The organism is Neisseria weixii, assembly GCF_042658245.1.
Lineage (GTDB): Bacteria > Pseudomonadota > Gammaproteobacteria > Burkholderiales > Neisseriaceae > Neisseria > Neisseria weixii.
Map to the genome: position 1 here is coordinate 101,036 of NZ_JBHSPY010000004.1, position 19,412 is coordinate 120,447.

Genomic DNA, 19,412 nt, shown 5'->3' on the forward strand with positions numbered 1-19,412 from the left:
TCAAAGAATGAGAAAAAAGTTCTTTATGAAATGTAAAAAAATATTTCAAATTGTTTATTTTTTATGCATAACAATCAGCTTGGAAAATAAGTACGCTCACAGGCTAACCCTTTTTTAAAGATACCATTACAGGGAGTTTTCATGTTGAAAAATATCAGGATTAAAACCATTTTATTTACTGCTGTTAGTGCGGCGTTGTTGTCGGCTTGCGGTGGCGGCGGTAGCTCACCTAGTACGGAATTGGTAAATATGCCACCAGTGCGCGCAGCGTGATTGGCAAAGCTGCTGCGTTGAAGCCAGTAGAAGAGCTTACTGCTGCCGATGCCGAGGCAGTGGCTGCCGTTATTAACGCTTATAACAGCCTTTCTGATGCTTCTAAACAGCTGGTCGGTATAAGAGACTTTGGATAAGCTCAAAGCAGTGGCAGAAGCTGTGAAAACAGCGGCGGAAGGAAGTAAGTCTTCTGATGGAGCGGTGATTCAGGAAGCAGATGCGGCAGTAGATATATTAAAGAAGAAAATTTCAGCTTTACCCGACTCAGCCAAGGATGTCGACACTGCTGAGGAAGAGAAAGCCTTGACTGAAGCACAGCAAGCGTTCAATGCTTTGAATGAACAGCAGAAAACATTGATTACTACAGCTGAGAAGTCCAAACTCGACAAGCTGTCTGCGCAATTGGTAACCGACCATAGCCCGTTGGCTGCGCTCAACCTGCCGACTCCGCTGCACACCGATTTTATCGAATCAGCCGCAGCACAACAAAACAACCCGAACATTCAATTGCGTAAAATCGATGGTCAAAATGATTTTACGACCAATCAAGGCGGTTTGATTAGCTCTTTGGCGTCGAATGCCAATCAAGAAGTGAAGTTGGACGGAGTGGTGATTAATAACAGCACAGCTGCGGGTAACGCTACTACTGTTAATTTTACTACGCCATATTCAATGATTGCCAAGGCCTATTCCGGCGGTATTTCGAAATCTGACGTCAGTACACATGCCGGTTTGCCTAAAGGCAGTAAATTTGCTACCGGTACGGCAAGTTTCGATGCCTCAATTGAAGAAGCTTATCAAGCAATCGAATCAGCCAAAAAAGCACTGGAATCAGCAAAAGATGAGGCAGCACGTCAAGCAGCCCAAAAGGAAATTGCCAAATGGCAGCCGCTTTACGATGCTTACATGACAGCACGTCCCCAATTGGCTAACGGTGTGGAAAGTTCAGTTGATGGAATTGCCTACATCAAAAAAGATAAAAACGGTTTGGTGTTTGATAAAAAATTCGACGGTGTATATATTGTACAGTTCTCTGACGGTGCCCGTATTGTGATGCACGATCCGGCGGCGGCTGGTTGGACTTATCAAACTTTTGCGTATCACACCGACCCGAAAAATGGCGTGATTCATGGATATCAAACCTTAGGTGATGAAACCGTATTCGGCAGCCTGCCAGCCAACGGTACAGCAACGTATAACGGTTTGACTACTGCCTATTTGGTTGAAGGTGGAAAACAGCGTCAGTTAACTGCTGATGTCAAAGCTGTGGTTGATTTTGCTAAAAAAGGCGTACGTTTTGAAACCTTGAACTCTCAGGTTCACAGTCTGAATAACAGCGTACGTACCAGTACCGCTGCAGCTGGCTACAATATCAAAGGTACTGCTGCCTGGGGCAATGCTAACCACTTTGTAGGCAATGCAAAAACCACTAACGGCTTAAGCGGTGATTTAAACGGTAAATTCTACGGTGCCAATGCTGCTGAAATCGGCGGTACTTACGGCCTGAAGAATGCGGCCGATACCGAGCAGTTGATCGGTGGCTACGGTGCGAAGCGCCAATAACCTTTAAGCTGAAGACAGGCCGTCTGAAAAAGTTTCAGACGGCCTGTTTGTCTGAAGATGAGGTATACTTGGCGTAAATATATGGCAGTATTTGGGGAAGTGTTGGTTTAAATTATGAAAAAAACAATAATGTTGAGTTGGCTGCTGTTTCCTGCGGCGGGATTTGCGGCGGATGCGGTCAGGCCGTCTGAACCGCGGACGGAAGTGGAATTAAAAATCAATGTGGCAGAGCCGCAAACGCCGGAAATTCCTGTGCATGTGAAAGAAGCAGCCAAGCCGTCTGAAAAAGTATTGCAGGTCGATGAGGAAATATTATTGGCCAATACGGAATTGCTGGAGCGTGCAATGTATTCGGCGGTGGTGGCACAGAATATTGCCGGTATCAAGGCAGTGTTGCCGATTTATGAGAAGTGGCCGCAACACGATCAGCCTATGGCGCGTTATGCGCGCGGTTTGTTGGCGCAGGGCGAAGGTAAGGCGGGGGAAGCGGTGAGCGTGTACCGTGAATTTATTGCCGACAATCCGAATGCGCCGATGGTGCGCTTACAGTTGGCCAAAGCCTTGTTTGAAGATAAGCAGAACGAAGCGGCAGCCGATCAATTCGACCGTTTGCAGAGCGAAGACATGCCTGAAGCGGTGAAAAATGAAATCAAAGCCTACCGCAAGGCTTTGCGTGATCGCGATTCGTGGCAGTTTAATGCATCGCTGAACATTACCCGCGAGCAGAATATCAATCAGGCACCACGTCAACGCCGTTTGGGCGGGCAGTTGGGGGAGGAGCAATGCGTCGCGGCCAGACAAATCCAACCTGATGACGATTGTTTCCGCGGATGGACATTCAATGCGCCGATTGATGCGGCCGCCGTCAATTATCAAGCCGGCACCGAAAAAAAATGGTCGCTGCCTAAAGGTTGGTATGCCACGGCCGGCGCGGATGTGTACGGTAAAGTTTATCCCAACCACACCACTTATAACGATTTAATAGGCCGGGTATCTGCCGGAATCGGTCATGCCGACCAGCGTACCGATGCGGGAGTGACGCCTTTTCTCGAGCGGCGTTTTTACGGCAACGACCCTTATACTTACACCGGCGGTGTGCGTCTGCATTGGAACCGCTGGCATACGCCGAAAATCCAAACCTTAACGGCGGCGGAATTTGGCCGTCTGAAAAATACCCGCCGTGCGGATTCGGATAACCAAAGCCGTTTGTTCAGCACCTCACTGGTGTATTATGCCAATGCCCGCCAATATTGGCTGGCAGGTGCGGATTGGTATCGCGAACGCAATAAAGATGATGAGTCGGAAAGCTTCAGCCGTTATGGCTTGCGTGTGGCATGGGGGCAGGAATGGCAGGGCGGTTTGTCGAGCCGTCTGCAACTGAATGCTGCCAAACGGAATTATGATGATGCAAGCTTTTTCAGCAATGGCGACAAACGGCAGGATAAGGAATTGGGTGCAACCTTGTCGCTGTGGCATCGTGGAGTGCATTTCAAAGGCATTACCCCTAGGCTGACGGTGTCGCATCACAAAAACCTGAGCAACGATAAATTCTACGAATACGGTAAAAGCCGTATGTTTATTGAATTGGGCAAGACGTTTTAATCGAAAGGCCGTCTGAAACAAATATTTTTCAGACGGCCTTTGGTTTATTTGCCGGTTAAATTAATTGTTTTAAATTAATTGTTGGCAGGCGTTAAGCGTAATACCGCTCTTCGCCTTTGCCATCGACATTATCGGCGCAGCGTTTGCACACGGTGGCATGGCCTGCTACGCTGCCGATGTCGTCAGTGTAGTGCCAGCAGCGTTCGCATTTTTCGCCGTTGCTGGCTTGGGCGGTCACGCTCAACTCGTCGGCTTTGTGCACGTTGGCTTTGGAAACCAGCAGGGCAAAGCGCAATTCTTCGCCCAAGGCTTTCAGATAGCCTGCCAATGTTTCCGGTGCGTGAATGTCGACTTCGGCTTGCAGTGAAGAACCGACGGTTTTGTCGGTACGCAGCGGCTCAATCGCAGCGGTGACGGCTTCGCGCACTTCGCGCACGGCCGCCCACTTTTTCACGATTTCGGCTTCGGCTTTTTCGTTAATCGGCGGGAATTCGTGCCATGTGTGGAACAAGACGCTGTCTTCTTCGCCGCCGCCGATGATGTCCCAAGCTTCTTCACCGGTGAAACACAATACCGGCGCAATCAGCAGCACCAGGCTGCGGGTGATGTGGTACAGGGCGGTTTGCGCGCTGCGGCGGGCGTGGCTGTCGGCTTGGGTGGTGTACAGGCGGTCTTTCAAAATATCCAAGTAGAACGCGCCCAAGTCTTCCGAGCAGAACGACACCATGTCTTTCACGGCAAAGTGGAAGGCATAGCGCGGGTAGTAATCGCCGGCCACGCGTTCTTGCAGTTGGCGCGCCAAAATCAGTGCATAGCGGTCAAGCTCGACCATTTGGTCTTGCGGTACGGTGTGTTCAAACGGGTTGAAATCCGACAAATTGGCAAACAGGAAGCTCAAAGTATTGCGGATGCGGCGGTAGCTTTCGGTCACGCGTTTGAGGATTTCTTTGGAAATCGCCAGTTCGCCTGAATAATCGGTGGAAGCAGCCCACAAGCGAAGAATGTCGGCGCCGAATTCGTTGTACACTTCTTGCGGCGCGACTACGTTGCCGATGGATTTCGACATCTTTCGGCCGTTTTGATCGACCACGAAACCGTGGGTCAGTAATTGCTTGTAAGGTGCACGACCCATGGCGGCGCAGCCGGTGAGCATAGACGATTGGAACCAGCCGCGGTGCTGGTCGTTGCCTTCCAGATACAAATCCGCCGGCCACGCCAATTCTTCGCGTTGTTTTAATACGGAATAGTGGGTTGAGCCTGAATCGAACCAGACATCCATCGTGTCGGTCAGTTTGTCGTATTGCCCGCAATCTTCCGCGCTCAGCAATTCGCTTTTATCCAGCGAAAACCAAGCTTCAATGCCTGTTGCTTCAATGCGTTGCGTCACTTGTTCCAGCAATTCGGCCGAATTCGGGTGCAATTCGCCGCTTTCTTTGTGCACAAAGAAAGTCATCGGTGTGCCCCAGTAGCGTTGTCGCGAAATCACCCAGTCCGGACGGCCTTCAATCATTGCCTGCAAACGCGCACGGCCCCATGACGGGAAAAATTCGGTGTCGTCCACCGCTTTCATGGCATTGCCGCGCAAGGTTTTGCCGTCGGCACCCGGTTTGTCCATGCCGATAAACCATTGGCCGGTGGCGCGGTAAATCAGCGGGGTTTTGTGGCGCCAGCAGTGGGCGTAGCTGTGTTCCAGCTTGGTGTTGCACAATAAACGGTTGTTTTCTTGCAGCCACTCGATAATCACCGGATTGGCTTCCCAGACGGTCAGCCCGGCCACACGCGGCACTTCGCCGATGTAGCGGCCTTCGCCGTTGACAGGGTTATACAGCTCGATGCCGTATTGGTTGCAGACGGTGTAGTCTTCCAAACCGTGGGCAGGGGCGGTGTGTACCAAGCCCGTGCCGGCATCGGTGGTCACGTGGGCGCCGTTGAGCATCAGAATGTCGCGGCCGATAAACGGATGATTCAAATGCAGGTTTTCCAAATGCGCGCCGGTGGTTTCGGCCACGACGGTTATGCCGTCTGAAAGGCCGTAGCGTTTCAGCGCGTCTTCCGCCAAATCTTTGGCCAAGACCAAATGGCCTTTGTCGGTGGCAATCAGTTGGTACACGACTTCTGCGCCGGCAGAAATCGCTTGGCTCGCCGGCAGCGTCCACGGAGTGGTGGTCCAAATCACGGCGAAGGCTTCGCCGTCAATACTGTTCACGCCGAAGGCTTTGGCCAATGCTGCGTTGTCTTTAAACAGATAAGCCACATCGATGGCAGGGGAAATTTTGTCTTTGTATTCTACTTCGGCTTCGGCCAATGATGAGCCGCAATCCAAACAGAATTGCACCGGTTTGGCACCGCGGTACAGATAACCGGCTTTGTAGATTTCACCCAAAGTGCGCACGGTGTCGGCTTCGGTTTGGAAATCCATGGTCAGGTAAGGATTGTCCCAATCACCCAATACGCCCAAGCGGATGAAGTCTTTTTTCTGGCGGGCGATTTGTTCGGCGGCATATTCGCGGCACAATTCGCGGAAACGTGCTTTAGGCATGTCTTTGCCGTGCAGTTTTTCCACCATCACTTCAATCGGCAGGCCGTGGCAGTCCCAGCCGGGCACATAAGGCGCATCGAAACCGGCTTGGGTCTTGCTGCGGATGATGATGTCTTTCAGAATTTTGTTGACGGCATGACCGATGTGGATGTCACCGTTGGCATACGGCGGGCCATCGTGCAGAACGAATTTCGGGCGACCTTTGGTTTTGTCGCGCAATTTTTGGTAGCGTTTTTGTTCGTACCAGCTTTTAAGCCATGCAGGTTCGCGTTTGGCCAGATTGCCGCGCATTGGGAACGGGCTTTCAAGCAGGTTGACGGTTTTGCTGTAATCGGTCATGTTTGTTCTCGGATTTATATGGTGTAATTGGGTTTCAGACGGCCTTTTGCTTGGTAGGCCGTCTGAAAAAATCGTAATGCGTTATTGTAGCGGAATTGTGTTGTTTTTATAAGGGGTTTGGTGTGGGTTGGGGGGATATTTCCATGATTTTAAAAATTCGGTTTGCCGACAAAAAAAGGCCGTCTGAAAAGCAGAAATGTTTTTCAGACGGCCTTTTATCATCCAACCACTACCTTATTTTTTCAGACGGCCATGTAATTCCTGTACGCTGTACACACCCAAGTGATCGCGGCTTTTAGCGCCTTCGCTCATGGCTTCGCCACCGGCGATGGTGGTGTATTGCGGCACGCGTTGGGTCAGGGAGGTGCGGCGGATGCTGTGGCTGTCGGCAACCGATTGCGGATCGCTGGCCACGGTGTTCACCACCAAGGCGATTTCGCCGTTTTTGATGGCGTCAACGATGTGCGGACGGCCTTCCAGCACTTTGTTCACCACGCCGACTTCAATGCCTTGTTCTTTCAAGTAGGCTGCGGTGCCGCGTGTGGCGATGATTTCGTAGCCCAAGGCTTGGAAGTTTTCTGCGGTTTTGGTCAGCAGCGGTTTGTCTTCGTCGCGCACGGCCAAGAAGACTTTGCCGCTGTCCGGTAAGCGTTCGCCTGCGCCCTGCTGCGCTTTGTAGTAGGCTTCGCCGAAGCTCGCGCCCACGCCCATCACTTCGCCAGTTGAGCGCATTTCAGGGCCTAAGATGGTGTCCACACCGGGGAATTTGATGAAGGGGAAGACGGCTTCTTTGACGGCGTAGAAGTCGGGAATCACTTCTTTTTCAACACCTTGCTCTTTCAGCGAAATACCTGCCATGGCGCGCGCGCCGACTTTGGCGAGCGGCACGGAAGTGGCTTTGGAAACGAACGGCACGGTACGCGAGGCGCGCGGGTTCACTTCCAAGACGAACACCACGCCGTCCTGCACGGCGAACTGTACGTTCATCAGACCGACTACGTTCAGCGCGTAGGCCATGGCTTTGGTTTGGCGGCGGATTTCGTCTTGAATGTCTTGGCTCAACGAATAAGGCGGCAATGAGCAGCCTGAGTCGCCCGAATGGATGCCGGCCTGTTCAACGTGCTGCATGATGCCGCCGATGACGACATTGATGCCGTCTGAAACGCAGTCCACGTCTACTTCAATCGCGTTGTTCAGGAAGAAGTCGAGCAGTACGGGGCTGTCTTCGGAAACCTGTACGGCTTCGCGCATATAGGTTTTCAATTGTTCTTGGGTATGCACCACCTGCATGGCGCGGCCGCCCAATACGTAAGACGGGCGTACCACCAGCGGATAGCCGATTTCTTCCGCTAAAACAAGGGCTTCTTCTTCGTTGCGTGCGGTGCGGTTCGGCGGTTGGCGCAGGCCGAGCTCGTTGAGCACTTTTTGGAAGCGTTCGCGGTCTTCGGCGGCATCAATGCTGTCGGCGGATGTGCCGATGATGTTTACGCCGTTTTCCACCAAGGCATTGGCCAGTTTCAGCGGGGTTTGGCCGCCGTAATGCACAATCACGCCCCACGGGTTTTCTTTGCGCACGATTTCCAACACGTCTTCCAAAGTCAGCGGCTCAAAATACAGGCGGTCGGAAGTGTCAAAATCGGTGGAAACTGTTTCGGGGTTACAGTTGACCATGATGGTTTCAAAACCCGATTCGCGCAGCGACAGAGCGGCGTGTACGCAGCAGTAGTCAAACTCAATACCTTGGCCGATGCGGTTCGGGCCGCCGCCGAGAATCATCACTTTTTTGCGGCCACTCGGGCGCGCTTCGCATTCTTCTTCGTAAGTCGAATACAGGTAAGCGGTGTCGGTGGCAAATTCGGCCGCGCAGGTGTCGACACGTTTGTACACCGGATGCAGGTTCAAGGCATAGCGGTGTTCGCGCACTTCTTTTTCGCTGATGTTTAATAATTGCGCCAAGCGTTTGTCGGAGAAGCCTTTGCGTTTCAGACGGCGTAGGGCGGCGTAGTCCAAATCAGCCAAACGGCCGTCTGAAACTTTTTGCTCTTCTTGCACCAAGTTTTCGATTTGAGCCAAGAACCAAGGGTCGATGGCGCAGATTTCGTGGATTTCGGCGATGGTGAAACCGGCGCGGAAGGCATCGGCCACAAACAGCATACGTTCAGAGCCGGGATTTGCCAATTCGCGGCGGATTTCCGATTTGTCGGCCGAGCGCGGATTAAAACCGCACAAACCCGTTTCCAGGCCGCGCAAGGCTTTTTGGAACGATTCTTGAATGGTGCGCCCCATCGCCATCACTTCGCCTACGGATTTCATCTGCGTGGTCAGGCGGTCGTCGGCGGCGGGGAATTTTTCAAAGGCAAAGCGCGGGATTTTGGTAATCACATAGTCGATTGACGGCTCAAACGATGCAGGCGTGCGGCCGCCGGTGATGTCGTTTTGCAATTCGTCCAAAGTAAAGCCTACGGCCAATTTCGCCGCTACTTTGGCAATCGGGAAGCCGGTGGCCTTAGAAGCCAATGCAGACGAACGCGATACGCGCGGGTTCATCTCAATCACAATCATTTCGCCGTTTTTAGGATTGATGGCGAATTGAACGTTGGAGCCGCCGGTGTCCACGCCGATTTCGCGCAACACCGCCAAAGAGGCATTACGCATGATTTGGTATTCTTTGTCGGTCAGCGTTTGCGCAGGGGCAACGGTGATGGAGTCGCCGGTGTGCACGCCCATCGGGTCGAAGTTTTCAATCGAACAGATGATGATGCAGTTGTCGTTTTTGTCGCGCACCACTTCCATTTCGTACTCTTTCCAGCCGAGTACCGATTGCTCAATCAGCAGTTCATGCGTGGGCGAAGCGTCAAAACCGCGTTCGCAAATCGCCAGAAATTCGTCTTTATTGTAGGCAATGCCGCCACCCGAACCGCCCATGGTGAAAGACGGGCGGATTAGGGTGGGGAAGCCGACTTGTTCTTGCGCCGCAAGGGCTTCGTTCATGGTGTGGCAGACAAACGATTTCGGGCAATGCAAACCGATTTTCGCCATTGCTTCTTTAAAGCGGCCGCGGTCTTCGGCTTTGTCGATGGCATCTTCGGTTGCACCAATCAATTCGACATTGTATTTCGCCAGCACACCGTTGCGCGCCAAATCCAGCGCACAGTTCAGCGCCGTTTGGCCGCCCATGGTCGGCAATACCGCGTCAGGGCGCTCTTTGGCGATGATTTTTTCCACCGTCTGCCAAGTAATCGGCTCAATGTAGGTCACATCGGCCATATCGGGGTCGGTCATGATGGTGGCCGGATTCGAGTTCACCAGAATGACTTTATAGCCTTCTTCGCGCAAGGCTTTACAGGCTTGAGCGCCCGAATAGTCAAATTCGCAGGCTTGGCCGATGACAATCGGGCCGGCGCCGATGATTAAGATGGATTTTAGGTCGGTACGTTTGGGCATAGTGGGTCTTTCTTTTCTTAAGTTGATTTTTTATGTGGGTAATGTTTTTCAGGCTGCCTGAAAACAGGTTAGGACTAAAACGCGATTTATATACATGAACCGGTGGCGCAACCATACATCATGATGAATGGGAAAAATCCGATAATCAGCATATTGCCAACCGGTGCGGGCTGTTTATCTTTAACGTTGATTTGTATGGGTAACGGGTGGGATAGGGTATATTTGTTATCCAAAGGGGAAGTGCCACTAAAATAGCGTAAATCCAATACGTATCCATCTTTTGCATAAAAGCGGACATATATTTTATCAGGGGCTTCTTCTTGTGCTTGGTAGTGTTGATGCAAATCTGCTAATTCTTTGGGATTGAGCAATGATTTATTCAGGAAAATCCAATATTGAATTTCAGCTTTTGGAAAACCATATGCAGTGTTGTCTGTATATGCTTGCAGGGAGCTGCCTGTAATTTTTGATTGGTATTTTTGAGTAAAGGCCGCAAACTTTTCTTGTTCTGATTTTAATGCTTTATTTTGAAACATGAATTTTTTCCCCTGCCGGGTTTCAAGACTTATTGATCCTGATGATATTTCCGCTTTTTGTATCCACTCGGTATGGGTTTTCGTATTGATAGCTGTACAAGCACAAAGTATCAATGAGGGAATAAACGTAAAAAGGTACTTCATTACAGCAGCCTCCTTTATTTCATGAGTTGAGCGCAGGTTGGGTCATGACCCAACAATTTCTTCAATTCAAGGTTTCGTTGGGTTAGGCAAGCCAACCTACGGTGTTGCTGAAGTTTCAAAGGCCGTCTGAAAAAACATTGGATTTCTGCGTAGGTTGGGTCATGATCCAACAATTTCTTAAAATTCAACGGTCTTGTTGGGTTTGACAACCCAATCTACCTTTACTCCCCAAGATTTCCTTCAATTTCCGCGCCGTTGCCCCCCAATCTTTCGGCAAGATCCCGTTTGCCACATACCGGTGAAACGACGAATACGGACAATCTGCAACGCGTGTTACATATCCGTGTTTGACGGATTGAAATGAATATAATCAATATGTGTATTCAAATCGCGCTCATCACGGATTTCGTGTTTTCAATAATGCCGCTGCCAAATACCGCGTTCGTTTTTGCGGAGGCGCGACGGGAGGCGGTTTCGGTTTTCGGCATGGCTTGCGGAAATCTGGCTTTGATTAAACGCAGCCTTACCGGGCAGCCGCTGTCGTTTTCAGGCAGCCTGACAATAAATGCAGGTGTTCGGGTAAAACGCATACGGCAATGATTTCAAAAGGATGCCGTTTTTTTAACCGCATGAAATGCCTGTCTTAATTCGTCAATATGCCGCACAAGCGTACCTTGTTTCGTGTCTTGCAGGGCAAGGGTGAAGAAACAGCCGCCTCTGGTAAAGGCGCGGCGGTATCGCATGGCGGTTCCTGTGTTTCATTTGCTTGGGTGTTTTGAATTTGAGATTCAATGCGCCACAAATCATTACTTTAAATTCAGCCCAATCATTTTTGTTGGGTTTGGCAACCCAACCTACGGTGTTGTCCTTGATATTCAAAAGCAAGGCCGTCTGAAATTTCAAACATCCAGCTTCAAATCCCCATCCTTAATCCAGCCTTTTTTGCGCATAAACGCGGCGATGATGAGCGTTAAAACCGCAGGTAGTACAAAATGCAGCAGCACAATTCCCAGCCAAACGGTCGGGGCGTTGCCCATGGCGTTGATGGTGCCGGCTTGGCCGACTAAGCCGCTGGTGCCCATACCCGCGCCGCCGGGGATGTTGCTCATTTGAAAGCCGACGGTGGCGACAGGGCCTAAAATTGCGCCGCTGAGTGTGGGCGGAATCCAAATCAGCGGGTTTTTCACGATATTCGGCATTTGCAGCATACTGGTGCCCAAGCCTTGGCTGAGTAAGCCAGACCAGCGGTTTTCTTTAAAACCCATCACGGCGAAACCGACCATTTGCGCGCAGCAGCCGACGGTGGCTGCGCCTGCCGCCAGGCCGCTGAGTGACAGGGAGATGGCAATGGCGGCGCTGGAAATGGGCAGGGTCAGAATCATGCCCATCAACACCGCGACAACCATGCCCATCAGCACAGGCTGCAATTCGACTGCCCACATAATCAGCGCGCCGGTTTGGGCCATGGCGGTGGCGATAAGGGGGCCGACAAATTGGGAGGCGGCTATGCCGCTGATTAAGGTAGCGGCGGGGGTAGCGATGATGTCAACCGGTGTGGTTTTGCTCACCAGTTTGCCGGTTTCGGTGCCGATGGCAACTGCGATAAAGCAGCCGGCAGGCCCGCCCAGTGCCGCACCGGCCAAGCCGATGATGGTGCCGGAGAATAAGACCAGCGGCGGGGCTTTCAGGGCATAGGCCACACCCACGCCGATGGCCGCCCCCATACCGGCTTGCGCTTGGCCGCCGATTTCAACCAGCCAAGGCAGGTTTGTCCAGCCGCCGACGGTTTTTAAAATCAGGCCGATAATCAGCGAGCCGAACAGGCCGAGCGCCATGAAGTTCAGCGCGTCAATACCGTAGCGGCGCAAGCTGAATTCGATGTCTTTTTGTGCGAGCAGGGATTTGATGTTCGTTTCTCCTCTTGATGAACATGCCGTCTGAAGCAATAGGGGCTTTTCAGACGGCCTTTGAATATGCGTGAAGCCGCCATCAGAATGGTTTTAATATTTATTTTGAGGTGGGGTTGTTATTTTTCAGACGGCCTTTTTTTATCCCATTTAGAGGCCGTCTGAACACGCAGCTTTACGCTTTAGCCGTTTTCAAGCTGTCGATAAATTTATCAAACAGATAAGCCACATCATGCGGGCCCGGGCCGGCTTCAGGGTGGCCTTGGAAGCTGAATGCCGCTTGGTCGGTCAATTCAATGCCTTGCAGCGAGCCGTCAAACAATGAGCGGTGGGTCACTTTCACATTTTCAGGCAGCGTGTCTGCGTCCACTTCGAAACCGTGGTTTTGGCTGGTGATCATCACGCGGCCGTTTTCCAGGTTTTGCACCGGATGGTTGGCGCCGTGGTGGCCGAACGGCATTTTGCGGGTTTTGCCACCCACTGCCAAGCCCAATAATTGGTGACCCAAGCAAATACCGAATACCGGTTTTTTACTGGTCAAAATCTCTTGGGTTGCTTTGATGGCGTAGTCGCAAGGCTCAGGGTCGCCCGGGCCGTTGGATAAGAACACGCCGTCGGGATTCATGGCCAACACATCTGCCGCAGGGGTTTGCGCCGGAACGACCGTCAGGCGGCAGCCGCGTTCAGCCAGCATGCGCAGGATATTGGTTTTCACGCCGAAATCATAAACAACCACATGGTAAGGCTGTTTTTCTGGGGTGGCAAAACCTTGACCCAGCTTCCATTCACCTTCCGTCCATTCGTAGGTTTCGGCACAGGTCACTTCTTTAGCCAAATCCTTCCCCACCATGCTGCCGAACGCAGCAATCAATTCTTGCGCTTTTTCTTCGGTGGCGTCCGTGCCGGTCAAGATTGCACCGGCTTGCGCACCTTTATCACGCAAAATGCGGGTCAGGCGGCGGGTATCGATGTCGGCGATGGCAACGGTTTGGTTGCGTACCAAATACTCTTGCAGGCTTTCGGCGGCACGGAAATTGCTGTGTAAAAGCGGCAGGTCGCGGATAATCAGGCCGGCGGCGTAAACGGTGCGGCTTTCCGTATCTTCGCCGTTCGCGCCCGTGTTGCCGATGTGCGGATAGGTGAGGGTAACGATTTGTTTGCAGTAAGACGGGTCGGTCAGGATTTCCTGATAGCCGGTCATGGAAGTGTTGAACACGACTTCGCCCGAAGTCGAACCGTGATAACCGATTGATGTGCCGCGGAAAACGCTGCCGTCGGCGAGAACCAAAAGTGCCGGAGTCGTCATGATGGATTCCTGTCTTGCTGAGATTGAAATGTTTGATATGAGGCCGTCTGAAAAGTTACGTCTTTTCAGACGGCCTTCGTTTTAGGACGGTATTTGCCCGCGCTGCAAGTTTAAATATGTTTTTTCAGACTGCCTGGACGAATAACCGTATATTCGCCGCCGTCAAAATGCGGTTAAAAAAAAACACGCTGCGCAATGGGGAACATGCGTTACGTGCTTTTTCAGGCATTTCCGTTTATGCCGTAGAAGCAATGTATTCTAAGCGAAAACGCCGTTGCGTTCAAGCCTAAAAAAGGGCGGATGACGGAAAAAAGGATAAACGGCCGTTTCGTTTCCCGCACACAAATGCCATGAAAATAATGAAAAGAATCAACGGAGCAAATTCTAATGTTTGCCCAACCCGAAAAAGCGGCAGGGTGGGTATTCATACCCACCACAATCCCTTTAAAAACCATCGGCTGCCATAAATCCAAAAATTGTGCGTGCAGCGGGTGTCCAGTCCAGCCCGCGGCATTTTGAGTTTTCAGACGGCCTTTGAAATTTTGGCAACGCCGCAGGTTGGGTTGCCAAACCCAACAAAACCGTGAAATTTAAGAAATCGCTGGGTCACGCCCCAACCTACGTAAAAATTCCACGTTTTCAGACGGCCTTTCAAATAGAACGTACGGTCACGTTTTGCTTGGGGGTAAAGTTAACCATATCTGCTAGTCTGAAAAAGGCATGATTGTTTCATTTTTGTCATAAGTCAAGCCAAATCAACAGGAACACTCATGGGATGTAATTTAAATATGCTAAAATCAACGCATTTTCTAACAAAAACGATATTGTTAAAACTATCGTTCATAAGGCCGACACATTATGAAAACAAACGATAAACCGATTTTGATCAAGCAGCGTATCATCAGCCGCTGCGTATTGTCTGCATTGGCGTTGCTGGGTGCTGCGGATGCGGCGGCAAATAAGCAGTTTGCCGATGTGCCTTTGTATCTGCAGAACGAGAGAAAAAGCAGCAGCGTGGCCGTTAAGCCGAACGTGATGTTGCTGATTGACGATTCGGGCAGTATGAGGGAGCGGGTTCCGGATGCGGGGCGCAGCCGTTTGCAAGTTACCAAAAGCGCACTTAATGCCGTATTGGACAAATATACCGATTCGGTCAACTGGGGATTTCAAACGCTGAACAACTCGTCCGATATGAGCGGATATACCGATAATCACGAAACGGTCAAACAGCATGTCGGCCGTTTGGTGGCTAAAGGCGGTACGCCGACCACGCGCCGCTATTACGAGGTATCCAAGCTGATGCGCGGGCAAACGCAGTACCGTTGTCAGAAAAACTATATTGTCCTGATGTCCGACGGTGATGCCAACTTGAGTTGCGACTGGAATTCGCGGGTAAACCGCGCTCCGGATTTCGAATCTGACCGTGCGCTTTATGTGCCACATACCCCTTTCGCTTATCCGAAAGATGAGGATGATGAGGGTTATTTCGGGCTGCCGCAGGAGGCAGGATATTGTGCGCGTGATCAGGGAGGGCCTTATGATACTTTTTGGGATCAGAATAATGGTTTGCGCTTTTTCAGCCATAAATTGCTTGCCAAGGATTTTAAAACCTTGGGGTTGGATAAAGCCGGTAAAAGCTGGAATGGCGATGCCGCCGACCCTAAAGACAGCAGCGGCAAAAGCCGGTATGAAAAGCAGTTGATTGAAACCTTTACCGTCGGCTTCGGCAGCGGAATCAGTGAGCGCGGCAAGACGTACTTGGAGCACGGTGCGGCGACTTCTTTGAACGGGGGGTATTTTAATGCGACTGATTCAGATGGTTTGGTCAGCGCCTTCAGTAAAATCTTTGCCAACATTGAAGCCGACAATGCACCGGTTGCCATAGAGGGTGCCGGCAGCACTGCGCCCGCACTTACCAATCCCGGCCAGTCGACATCGGCAGGCGTGGTGGAGGTTGACAGCGGTACTTGGAGCAGCCGTCTGAAATTTTACCAAATCAATCCCAACGGCTCGGTCAATACCGCAGTATTCGGAGAACCTTCGTTTGGTAACCGCCAAACCATTCTGAACGACGGACAAAAAAATTATTTTATCGGCAGTCTCACGGATAAAGACAAAACCAATACCGATTTCGGTATCGGCGGCGGTACGCCGGCCGATCAGTTGGAGTGGAAAAAAGTACTGTTGGAATGGACGGCGCGACGCGGCGACGACAATAGTTTGAAAAATACCGCCATTGCCAATAACTACAGCCAGCCTTACCGCGTGCGCGAAACAGTGCGCCGGAATTTGGGCGATATTCTCGACAGTTCGCTGCATACCGTCGGCGATCAAGTCAACGGCCGTAACGAATTTTTGGTAACGGCGGCCAACGACGGCATGGTTCATCTTTTCCGCAGTCAAAATAGCAGCACGAATCCGTATGATTTGAAAATCAGCTATATTCCGGCGGGTATGGATCGCGACGACGATGCAGGCAATGCTACAACAATGGGCAAATACCTGAAAGATGTGGCGCATGAGAAATACGGAAAGGAAATTCCGCACCGCTATATGGTCAACGGCGGTATCGTCGTGCGCCGCACTGCCAAATCTTCCGACAGTAGCAAAACCGGCCAACGTTCTTTCCTGTTCGGCGCGATGGGTCAGGGCGGCCGTGGTGCATATGCGCTGAACATTGGCGGCGTGGATCGTTCTGATAATTCGAAGGTAGGCTTGGACGGTACTTCTGTTTTGTACAGCGTTCCGCTGTTTGAAACTGCAAAAGGTGCAGGCAATACATTGGGTTATACCGTCGGCACGCCGCAAATCGGCCGTATCTCGGTTGCGCGTCCGGACGGTGCTGTCAGTCTGACTGAAAATGTACGCTACGCAGGCTTTTTGTCCAGCGGCTACCGCGTAAAAGGCGAGGTTGAAGGCAAAACTAATGAAACCGCGCTGTATGTTTACGATATGTTGGGTCAGGAGGCCGACAGCGGCAAAACAGGCGGTACGGCGGCAGGTTCGTTGATCCGCAAAATCGAAGTTTCAGACGGCATAGGCGGCTTGTCCGCTCCAACTTTGGTCGATACCGACTTTGACGGCGTGGTTGATGCGGCCTATGCGGGCGATTACGGCGGCAATATGTACCGCTTTGATTTGCGCGGGGAAAAACCGGCCGATTGGAAAGTTGCACGCATTTATGCCGGCGATGCCAAGCAGCCGGTTACTGCCGCACCTGCCGTATCCCGCCGTTCCCGCAATAAATATGTAGTGATTTTCGGTACGGGAAGCGATATTTACCAAGATGACCGCAATAATACCGACCAACAGGCTGTTTACGGTATTTTTGACGATTTGAATGCCGAAGCTGTTGCTGCAAATTCTGCTGACTTGTTGTTGCAGACTTTAAGTTCCGGCAAGGTCAGCATTCCCGATCCTGAGGATAAAGCGAAAACGATCGAAACCGATGCCTATACCTTAAGCAGCAATAAGATGCCGGAAGGTAAAAAAGGCTGGAAAATTGATTTGTCCGCAGGCGGCGAGCGCGTAGTGGTCAAGCCGACAATGATTTTGCGTACCGCTGTAATTACGGCGCGAAAATATAAAACCGAGACTACTAAAGTCTCGAATAACGGGGATCCGTGTATTCCTGAAACGACAGAAACAGCTACGGCCAGCTCGACCATGCTTTTGGGCGTCAATGCCGAAACGGGCGGGCAGCCGGACAAGCGCAGCGGTTATGTACGGTTTATTAAAGATAATCAGGCCGGCAAGGATTATTCTTACGCAGGCTTGCGCCAGCCGGGCATTATCAGCTTCACGTTTATGGATTCGACCAAGCGGAATGATTCGCCTGTAACGCGTGACGGTGACAGCGGCGGTTCCGGTACCGATCAGCCGTTGAAAGCCGCGGATACTGAAGTGCCGAACAATAAATGTTTCAGCCGGGAAGCAGTCCGTGTGTTGTTGACGAATAAAGGAAGTAGCTTTGATGTCGACGGCCGAATCTGCGGTATCCGCCGTCTGTCATGGCGTGAAATCTTCTTCTAAATTAAAGTAGCAATAACTGAAAGGCCGTCTGAAAGGTTTGCAAAAATTTTTCAGACGGCTTTTTAATGTGATGAAGCGCTTATTGAAAATTGAGAGTGGTGGTTCAACCTTTAATCATGCAATTGAGCGGCGTGTAAGGTGTTTTCCAAAAGAGTGGCAATCGTCATAGGGCCGACGCCGCCGGGTACAGGGGTAATCATGGCTGCACGTTCTTTTGCGACATCAAATTCCACATCGCCGCACAAGCTGCCGTCTTCCAGACGGTTGATACCCACGTCAATTACTACGGCACCCGGTTTTACCCATTCGCCTTTGACAAAGTTCGGAATGCCCACGCCCACCACCAAAATATCGGCTTGTGCCACTTCGTCGGCCAGGTTTTCCGTTGCGCTGTGGCAGACGGTAACGGTTGCGCGTGCCAGCAGCAATTCCAAAGCCTGCGGTCTGCCGACGATGTTGGATGCACCGACAATCACGGCTTTTTTTCCTTTTGGATTAATGCGATAGGATTCAAGAAGCGTCATCACGCCTTTAGGAGTACACGGGCGCATCAGCGGCATTTTTACGGCTAAACGGCCGACGTTGTAAGGGTGGAAGCCGTCTACGTCTTTATGCGGCAAAATGCGCTCCAATACAGCTTGGCTGTCGATGTGTTTCGGCAAAGGCAGTTGCACCAAAATGCCGTCCACTTCAGGATTAGCGTTTAATTCGTCCACCAGTTTCAGTAATTGGTCTTGCGCGGCTTCGGCAGGTAATTCGTAAGATAAAGAAGCAATGCCTGATTTTTGACAGGCAGTTTTTTTGTTGCGCACATAAACCGCGCTGGCGGGGTCGTCGCCGACCAAAACTACGGCCAGACAAGGTGTACGCAAGCCGGCTGCTGTGCGTTGTCCGACTGCTTGGGCGACTGCCGCCAAGCGCTGTTGGGAAACTTCTTTACCGTTAATTAATTGAGCAGTCATGTTTACTCTCTCGTTGCCAGGGAAGGGATAAAATGGAAAATCGGGTAATTATCTCATTTTTAAGCCCCTTTTTGCATTATTTATCTTCAATTTTATGGTGATTATTTTTCAGACGGCCTGAATATTTACAGGAGGTAAAATAATGGTGACAGGAATTAAATTTTAAATAAAAATAATCAGATAAATGAAATTTTAAAAAAATGTTAACCGTAAAGGTTGACGTTATTTTCGAAAATCAGTATAGTCTGACACTTCCAGTCGGGGCGTAGCGCAGCCTGGTTAGCGCATCTGCTTTGGGAGCAGAGGGTCGTGAGTTCGAATCCCACCGCCCCGACCACACCAGTTTTCAGCACGTAACGGCATGAGCGCCCGTAGCTCAACCGGATAGAGCACCGACCTTCTAAGTCGGGGGTTACAGGTTCGATTCCTGTCGGGCGTGCCAAAAAGTTTACGGTGGCTATAGCTCAGTTGGTAGAGCCCCGGATTGTGATTCCGGTTGTCGTGGGTTCGAGCCCCATTAGCCACCCCATCTATATCGGGGCGTAGCGCAGCCTGGTTAGCGCATCTGCTTTGGGAGCAGAGGGTCGTGAGTTCGAATCCCACCGCCCCGACCAAAAATAAAAAAACCTGCCTTTAAAAGGCAGGTTTTTTTATTTGTCACATTAAATTCACAAAAGCACACGTAAAAGGCCGTCTGAAAGCTTTTCAGACGGCCTTTTGCTTTGCCTTTTCACGGCGCTTCGGTATTATAGCCTTAATCTGAAT

At 51.1% G+C, this 19,412-nt stretch carries 11 protein-coding genes and 4 tRNA genes; 7 read left to right on the top strand and 8 right to left on the bottom strand.

The genetic code is table 11. The features are described 5' to 3' along the window. Positions 1-74 precede the first annotated feature (74 nt). A complete protein-coding gene (locus ACFPVS_RS04210; RefSeq protein ID WP_123803569.1) occupies positions 75-416 on the bottom strand; it encodes a hypothetical protein in 342 nt (113 codons plus the stop codon). Here ACFPVS_RS04210 and ACFPVS_RS04215 point away from each other — a divergent pair. Together ACFPVS_RS04215 and ACFPVS_RS04220 are read left to right on the top strand one after the other, a co-directional pair. Beyond that, the gene (locus ACFPVS_RS04215) at positions 403-1,836 is read left to right on the top strand and encodes a transferrin-binding protein-like solute binding protein (RefSeq protein WP_232507452.1); all 1,434 of its coding nucleotides are present in this window, start codon (positions 403-405) and stop codon (positions 1,834-1,836) included. The genes ACFPVS_RS04210 and ACFPVS_RS04215 overlap by 14 nt on opposite strands. A gap of 114 nt (positions 1,837-1,950) precedes the next feature. Beyond that, on the top strand, positions 1,951-3,438 hold the full coding sequence (locus tag ACFPVS_RS04220; protein WP_378595435.1) for a surface lipoprotein assembly modifier: 1,488 nt from the start codon (positions 1,951-1,953) through the stop codon (positions 3,436-3,438). Positions 3,439-3,529: 91 nt separating this feature from the next. Here ACFPVS_RS04220 and ileS read toward each other — a convergent pair whose 3' ends face one another. From ileS to carA, 6 genes are all read right to left on the bottom strand, one after another. Beyond that, positions 3,530-6,316: an isoleucine--tRNA ligase gene (gene ileS, locus ACFPVS_RS04225; RefSeq protein ID WP_096295940.1), complete on the bottom strand. Its 2,787-nt coding sequence runs from the start codon at positions 6,314-6,316 to the stop codon at positions 3,530-3,532. 234 nt (positions 6,317-6,550) lie between these two features. After that, positions 6,551-9,760 (bottom strand): carbamoyl-phosphate synthase large subunit, encoded by a 3,210-nt coding sequence (gene carB, locus ACFPVS_RS04230; protein WP_096296030.1) that lies wholly within the window; start codon positions 9,758-9,760, stop codon positions 6,551-6,553. Positions 9,761-9,846: 86 nt separating this feature from the next. After that, entirely contained in the window at positions 9,847-10,440 is a 594-nt protein-coding gene (locus ACFPVS_RS04235; protein WP_096296029.1) for a hypothetical protein, read from the bottom strand. Positions 10,441-10,823: 383 nt separating this feature from the next. After that, the gene (locus tag ACFPVS_RS04240) at positions 10,824-11,030 is read right to left on the bottom strand and encodes a hypothetical protein (RefSeq protein WP_232507457.1); all 207 of its coding nucleotides are present in this window, start codon (positions 11,028-11,030) and stop codon (positions 10,824-10,826) included. Positions 11,031-11,339: 309 nt separating this feature from the next. After that, positions 11,340-12,386 (bottom strand): PTS sugar transporter subunit IIC, encoded by a 1,047-nt coding sequence (locus ACFPVS_RS04245; protein WP_378595436.1) that lies wholly within the window; start codon positions 12,384-12,386, stop codon positions 11,340-11,342. A 136-nt stretch (positions 12,387-12,522) separates the two neighbouring features. Beyond that, a complete protein-coding gene (gene carA, locus ACFPVS_RS04250) occupies positions 12,523-13,653 on the bottom strand; it encodes a glutamine-hydrolyzing carbamoyl-phosphate synthase small subunit (RefSeq protein ID WP_096296028.1) in 1,131 nt (376 codons plus the stop codon). Between the two features lie 858 nt (positions 13,654-14,511). Here carA and pilC point away from each other — a divergent pair. After that, the gene (gene pilC, locus ACFPVS_RS04255; RefSeq protein WP_096296027.1) at positions 14,512-17,685 is read left to right on the top strand and encodes a PilC family type IV pilus tip adhesin; all 3,174 of its coding nucleotides are present in this window, start codon (positions 14,512-14,514) and stop codon (positions 17,683-17,685) included. A gap of 110 nt (positions 17,686-17,795) precedes the next feature. On the opposite strand, the gene folD is transcribed toward pilC, so the two are convergent. Then, positions 17,796-18,647 (bottom strand): bifunctional methylenetetrahydrofolate dehydrogenase/methenyltetrahydrofolate cyclohydrolase FolD, encoded by an 852-nt coding sequence (folD, locus tag ACFPVS_RS04260; RefSeq protein ID WP_096296026.1) that lies wholly within the window; start codon positions 18,645-18,647, stop codon positions 17,796-17,798. A 259-nt stretch (positions 18,648-18,906) separates the two neighbouring features. On the opposite strand from folD, the gene ACFPVS_RS04265 reads away from it, so the two are divergent. The 4 genes from ACFPVS_RS04265 to ACFPVS_RS04280 all read left to right on the top strand — a co-directional run bounded on the left by ACFPVS_RS04265 (position 18,907) and on the right by ACFPVS_RS04280 (position 19,261). After that, positions 18,907-18,984: transfer RNA gene (locus tag ACFPVS_RS04265), tRNA-Pro, on the top strand. Between the two features lie 28 nt (positions 18,985-19,012). Beyond that, positions 19,013-19,089 (top strand) — tRNA-Arg (locus ACFPVS_RS04270). 11 nt (positions 19,090-19,100) lie between these two features. Further along, positions 19,101-19,176 (top strand) — tRNA-His (locus ACFPVS_RS04275). A 7-nt stretch (positions 19,177-19,183) separates the two neighbouring features. Beyond that, positions 19,184-19,261, top strand: a tRNA-Pro gene (locus tag ACFPVS_RS04280). Positions 19,262-19,412 lie beyond the last annotated feature (151 nt).

Excerpts from the sequence above, each read along its gene's own strand:
- ACFPVS_RS04220 (WP_378595435.1), top strand. The coding sequence starts at position 1,951 with ATGAAAAAAACAATAATGTTGAGTTGGCTGCTGTTTCCTGCGGCGGGA.
- ileS (WP_096295940.1), bottom strand. The coding sequence starts at position 6,316 with ATGACCGATTACAGCAAAACCGTCAACCTGCTTGAAAGCCCGTTCCCA.
- carB (WP_096296030.1), bottom strand. The coding sequence starts at position 9,760 with ATGCCCAAACGTACCGACCTAAAATCCATCTTAATCATCGGCGCCGGC.
- ACFPVS_RS04235 (WP_096296029.1), bottom strand. The coding sequence starts at position 10,440 with ATGAAGTACCTTTTTACGTTTATTCCCTCATTGATACTTTGTGCTTGT.
- ACFPVS_RS04240 (WP_232507457.1), bottom strand. The coding sequence starts at position 11,030 with ATGCGTTTTACCCGAACACCTGCATTTATTGTCAGGCTGCCTGAAAAC.
- carA (WP_096296028.1), bottom strand. The coding sequence starts at position 13,653 with ATGACGACTCCGGCACTTTTGGTTCTCGCCGACGGCAGCGTTTTCCGC.
- pilC (WP_096296027.1), top strand. The coding sequence starts at position 14,512 with ATGAAAACAAACGATAAACCGATTTTGATCAAGCAGCGTATCATCAGC.
- folD (WP_096296026.1), bottom strand. The coding sequence starts at position 18,647 with ATGACTGCTCAATTAATTAACGGTAAAGAAGTTTCCCAACAGCGCTTG.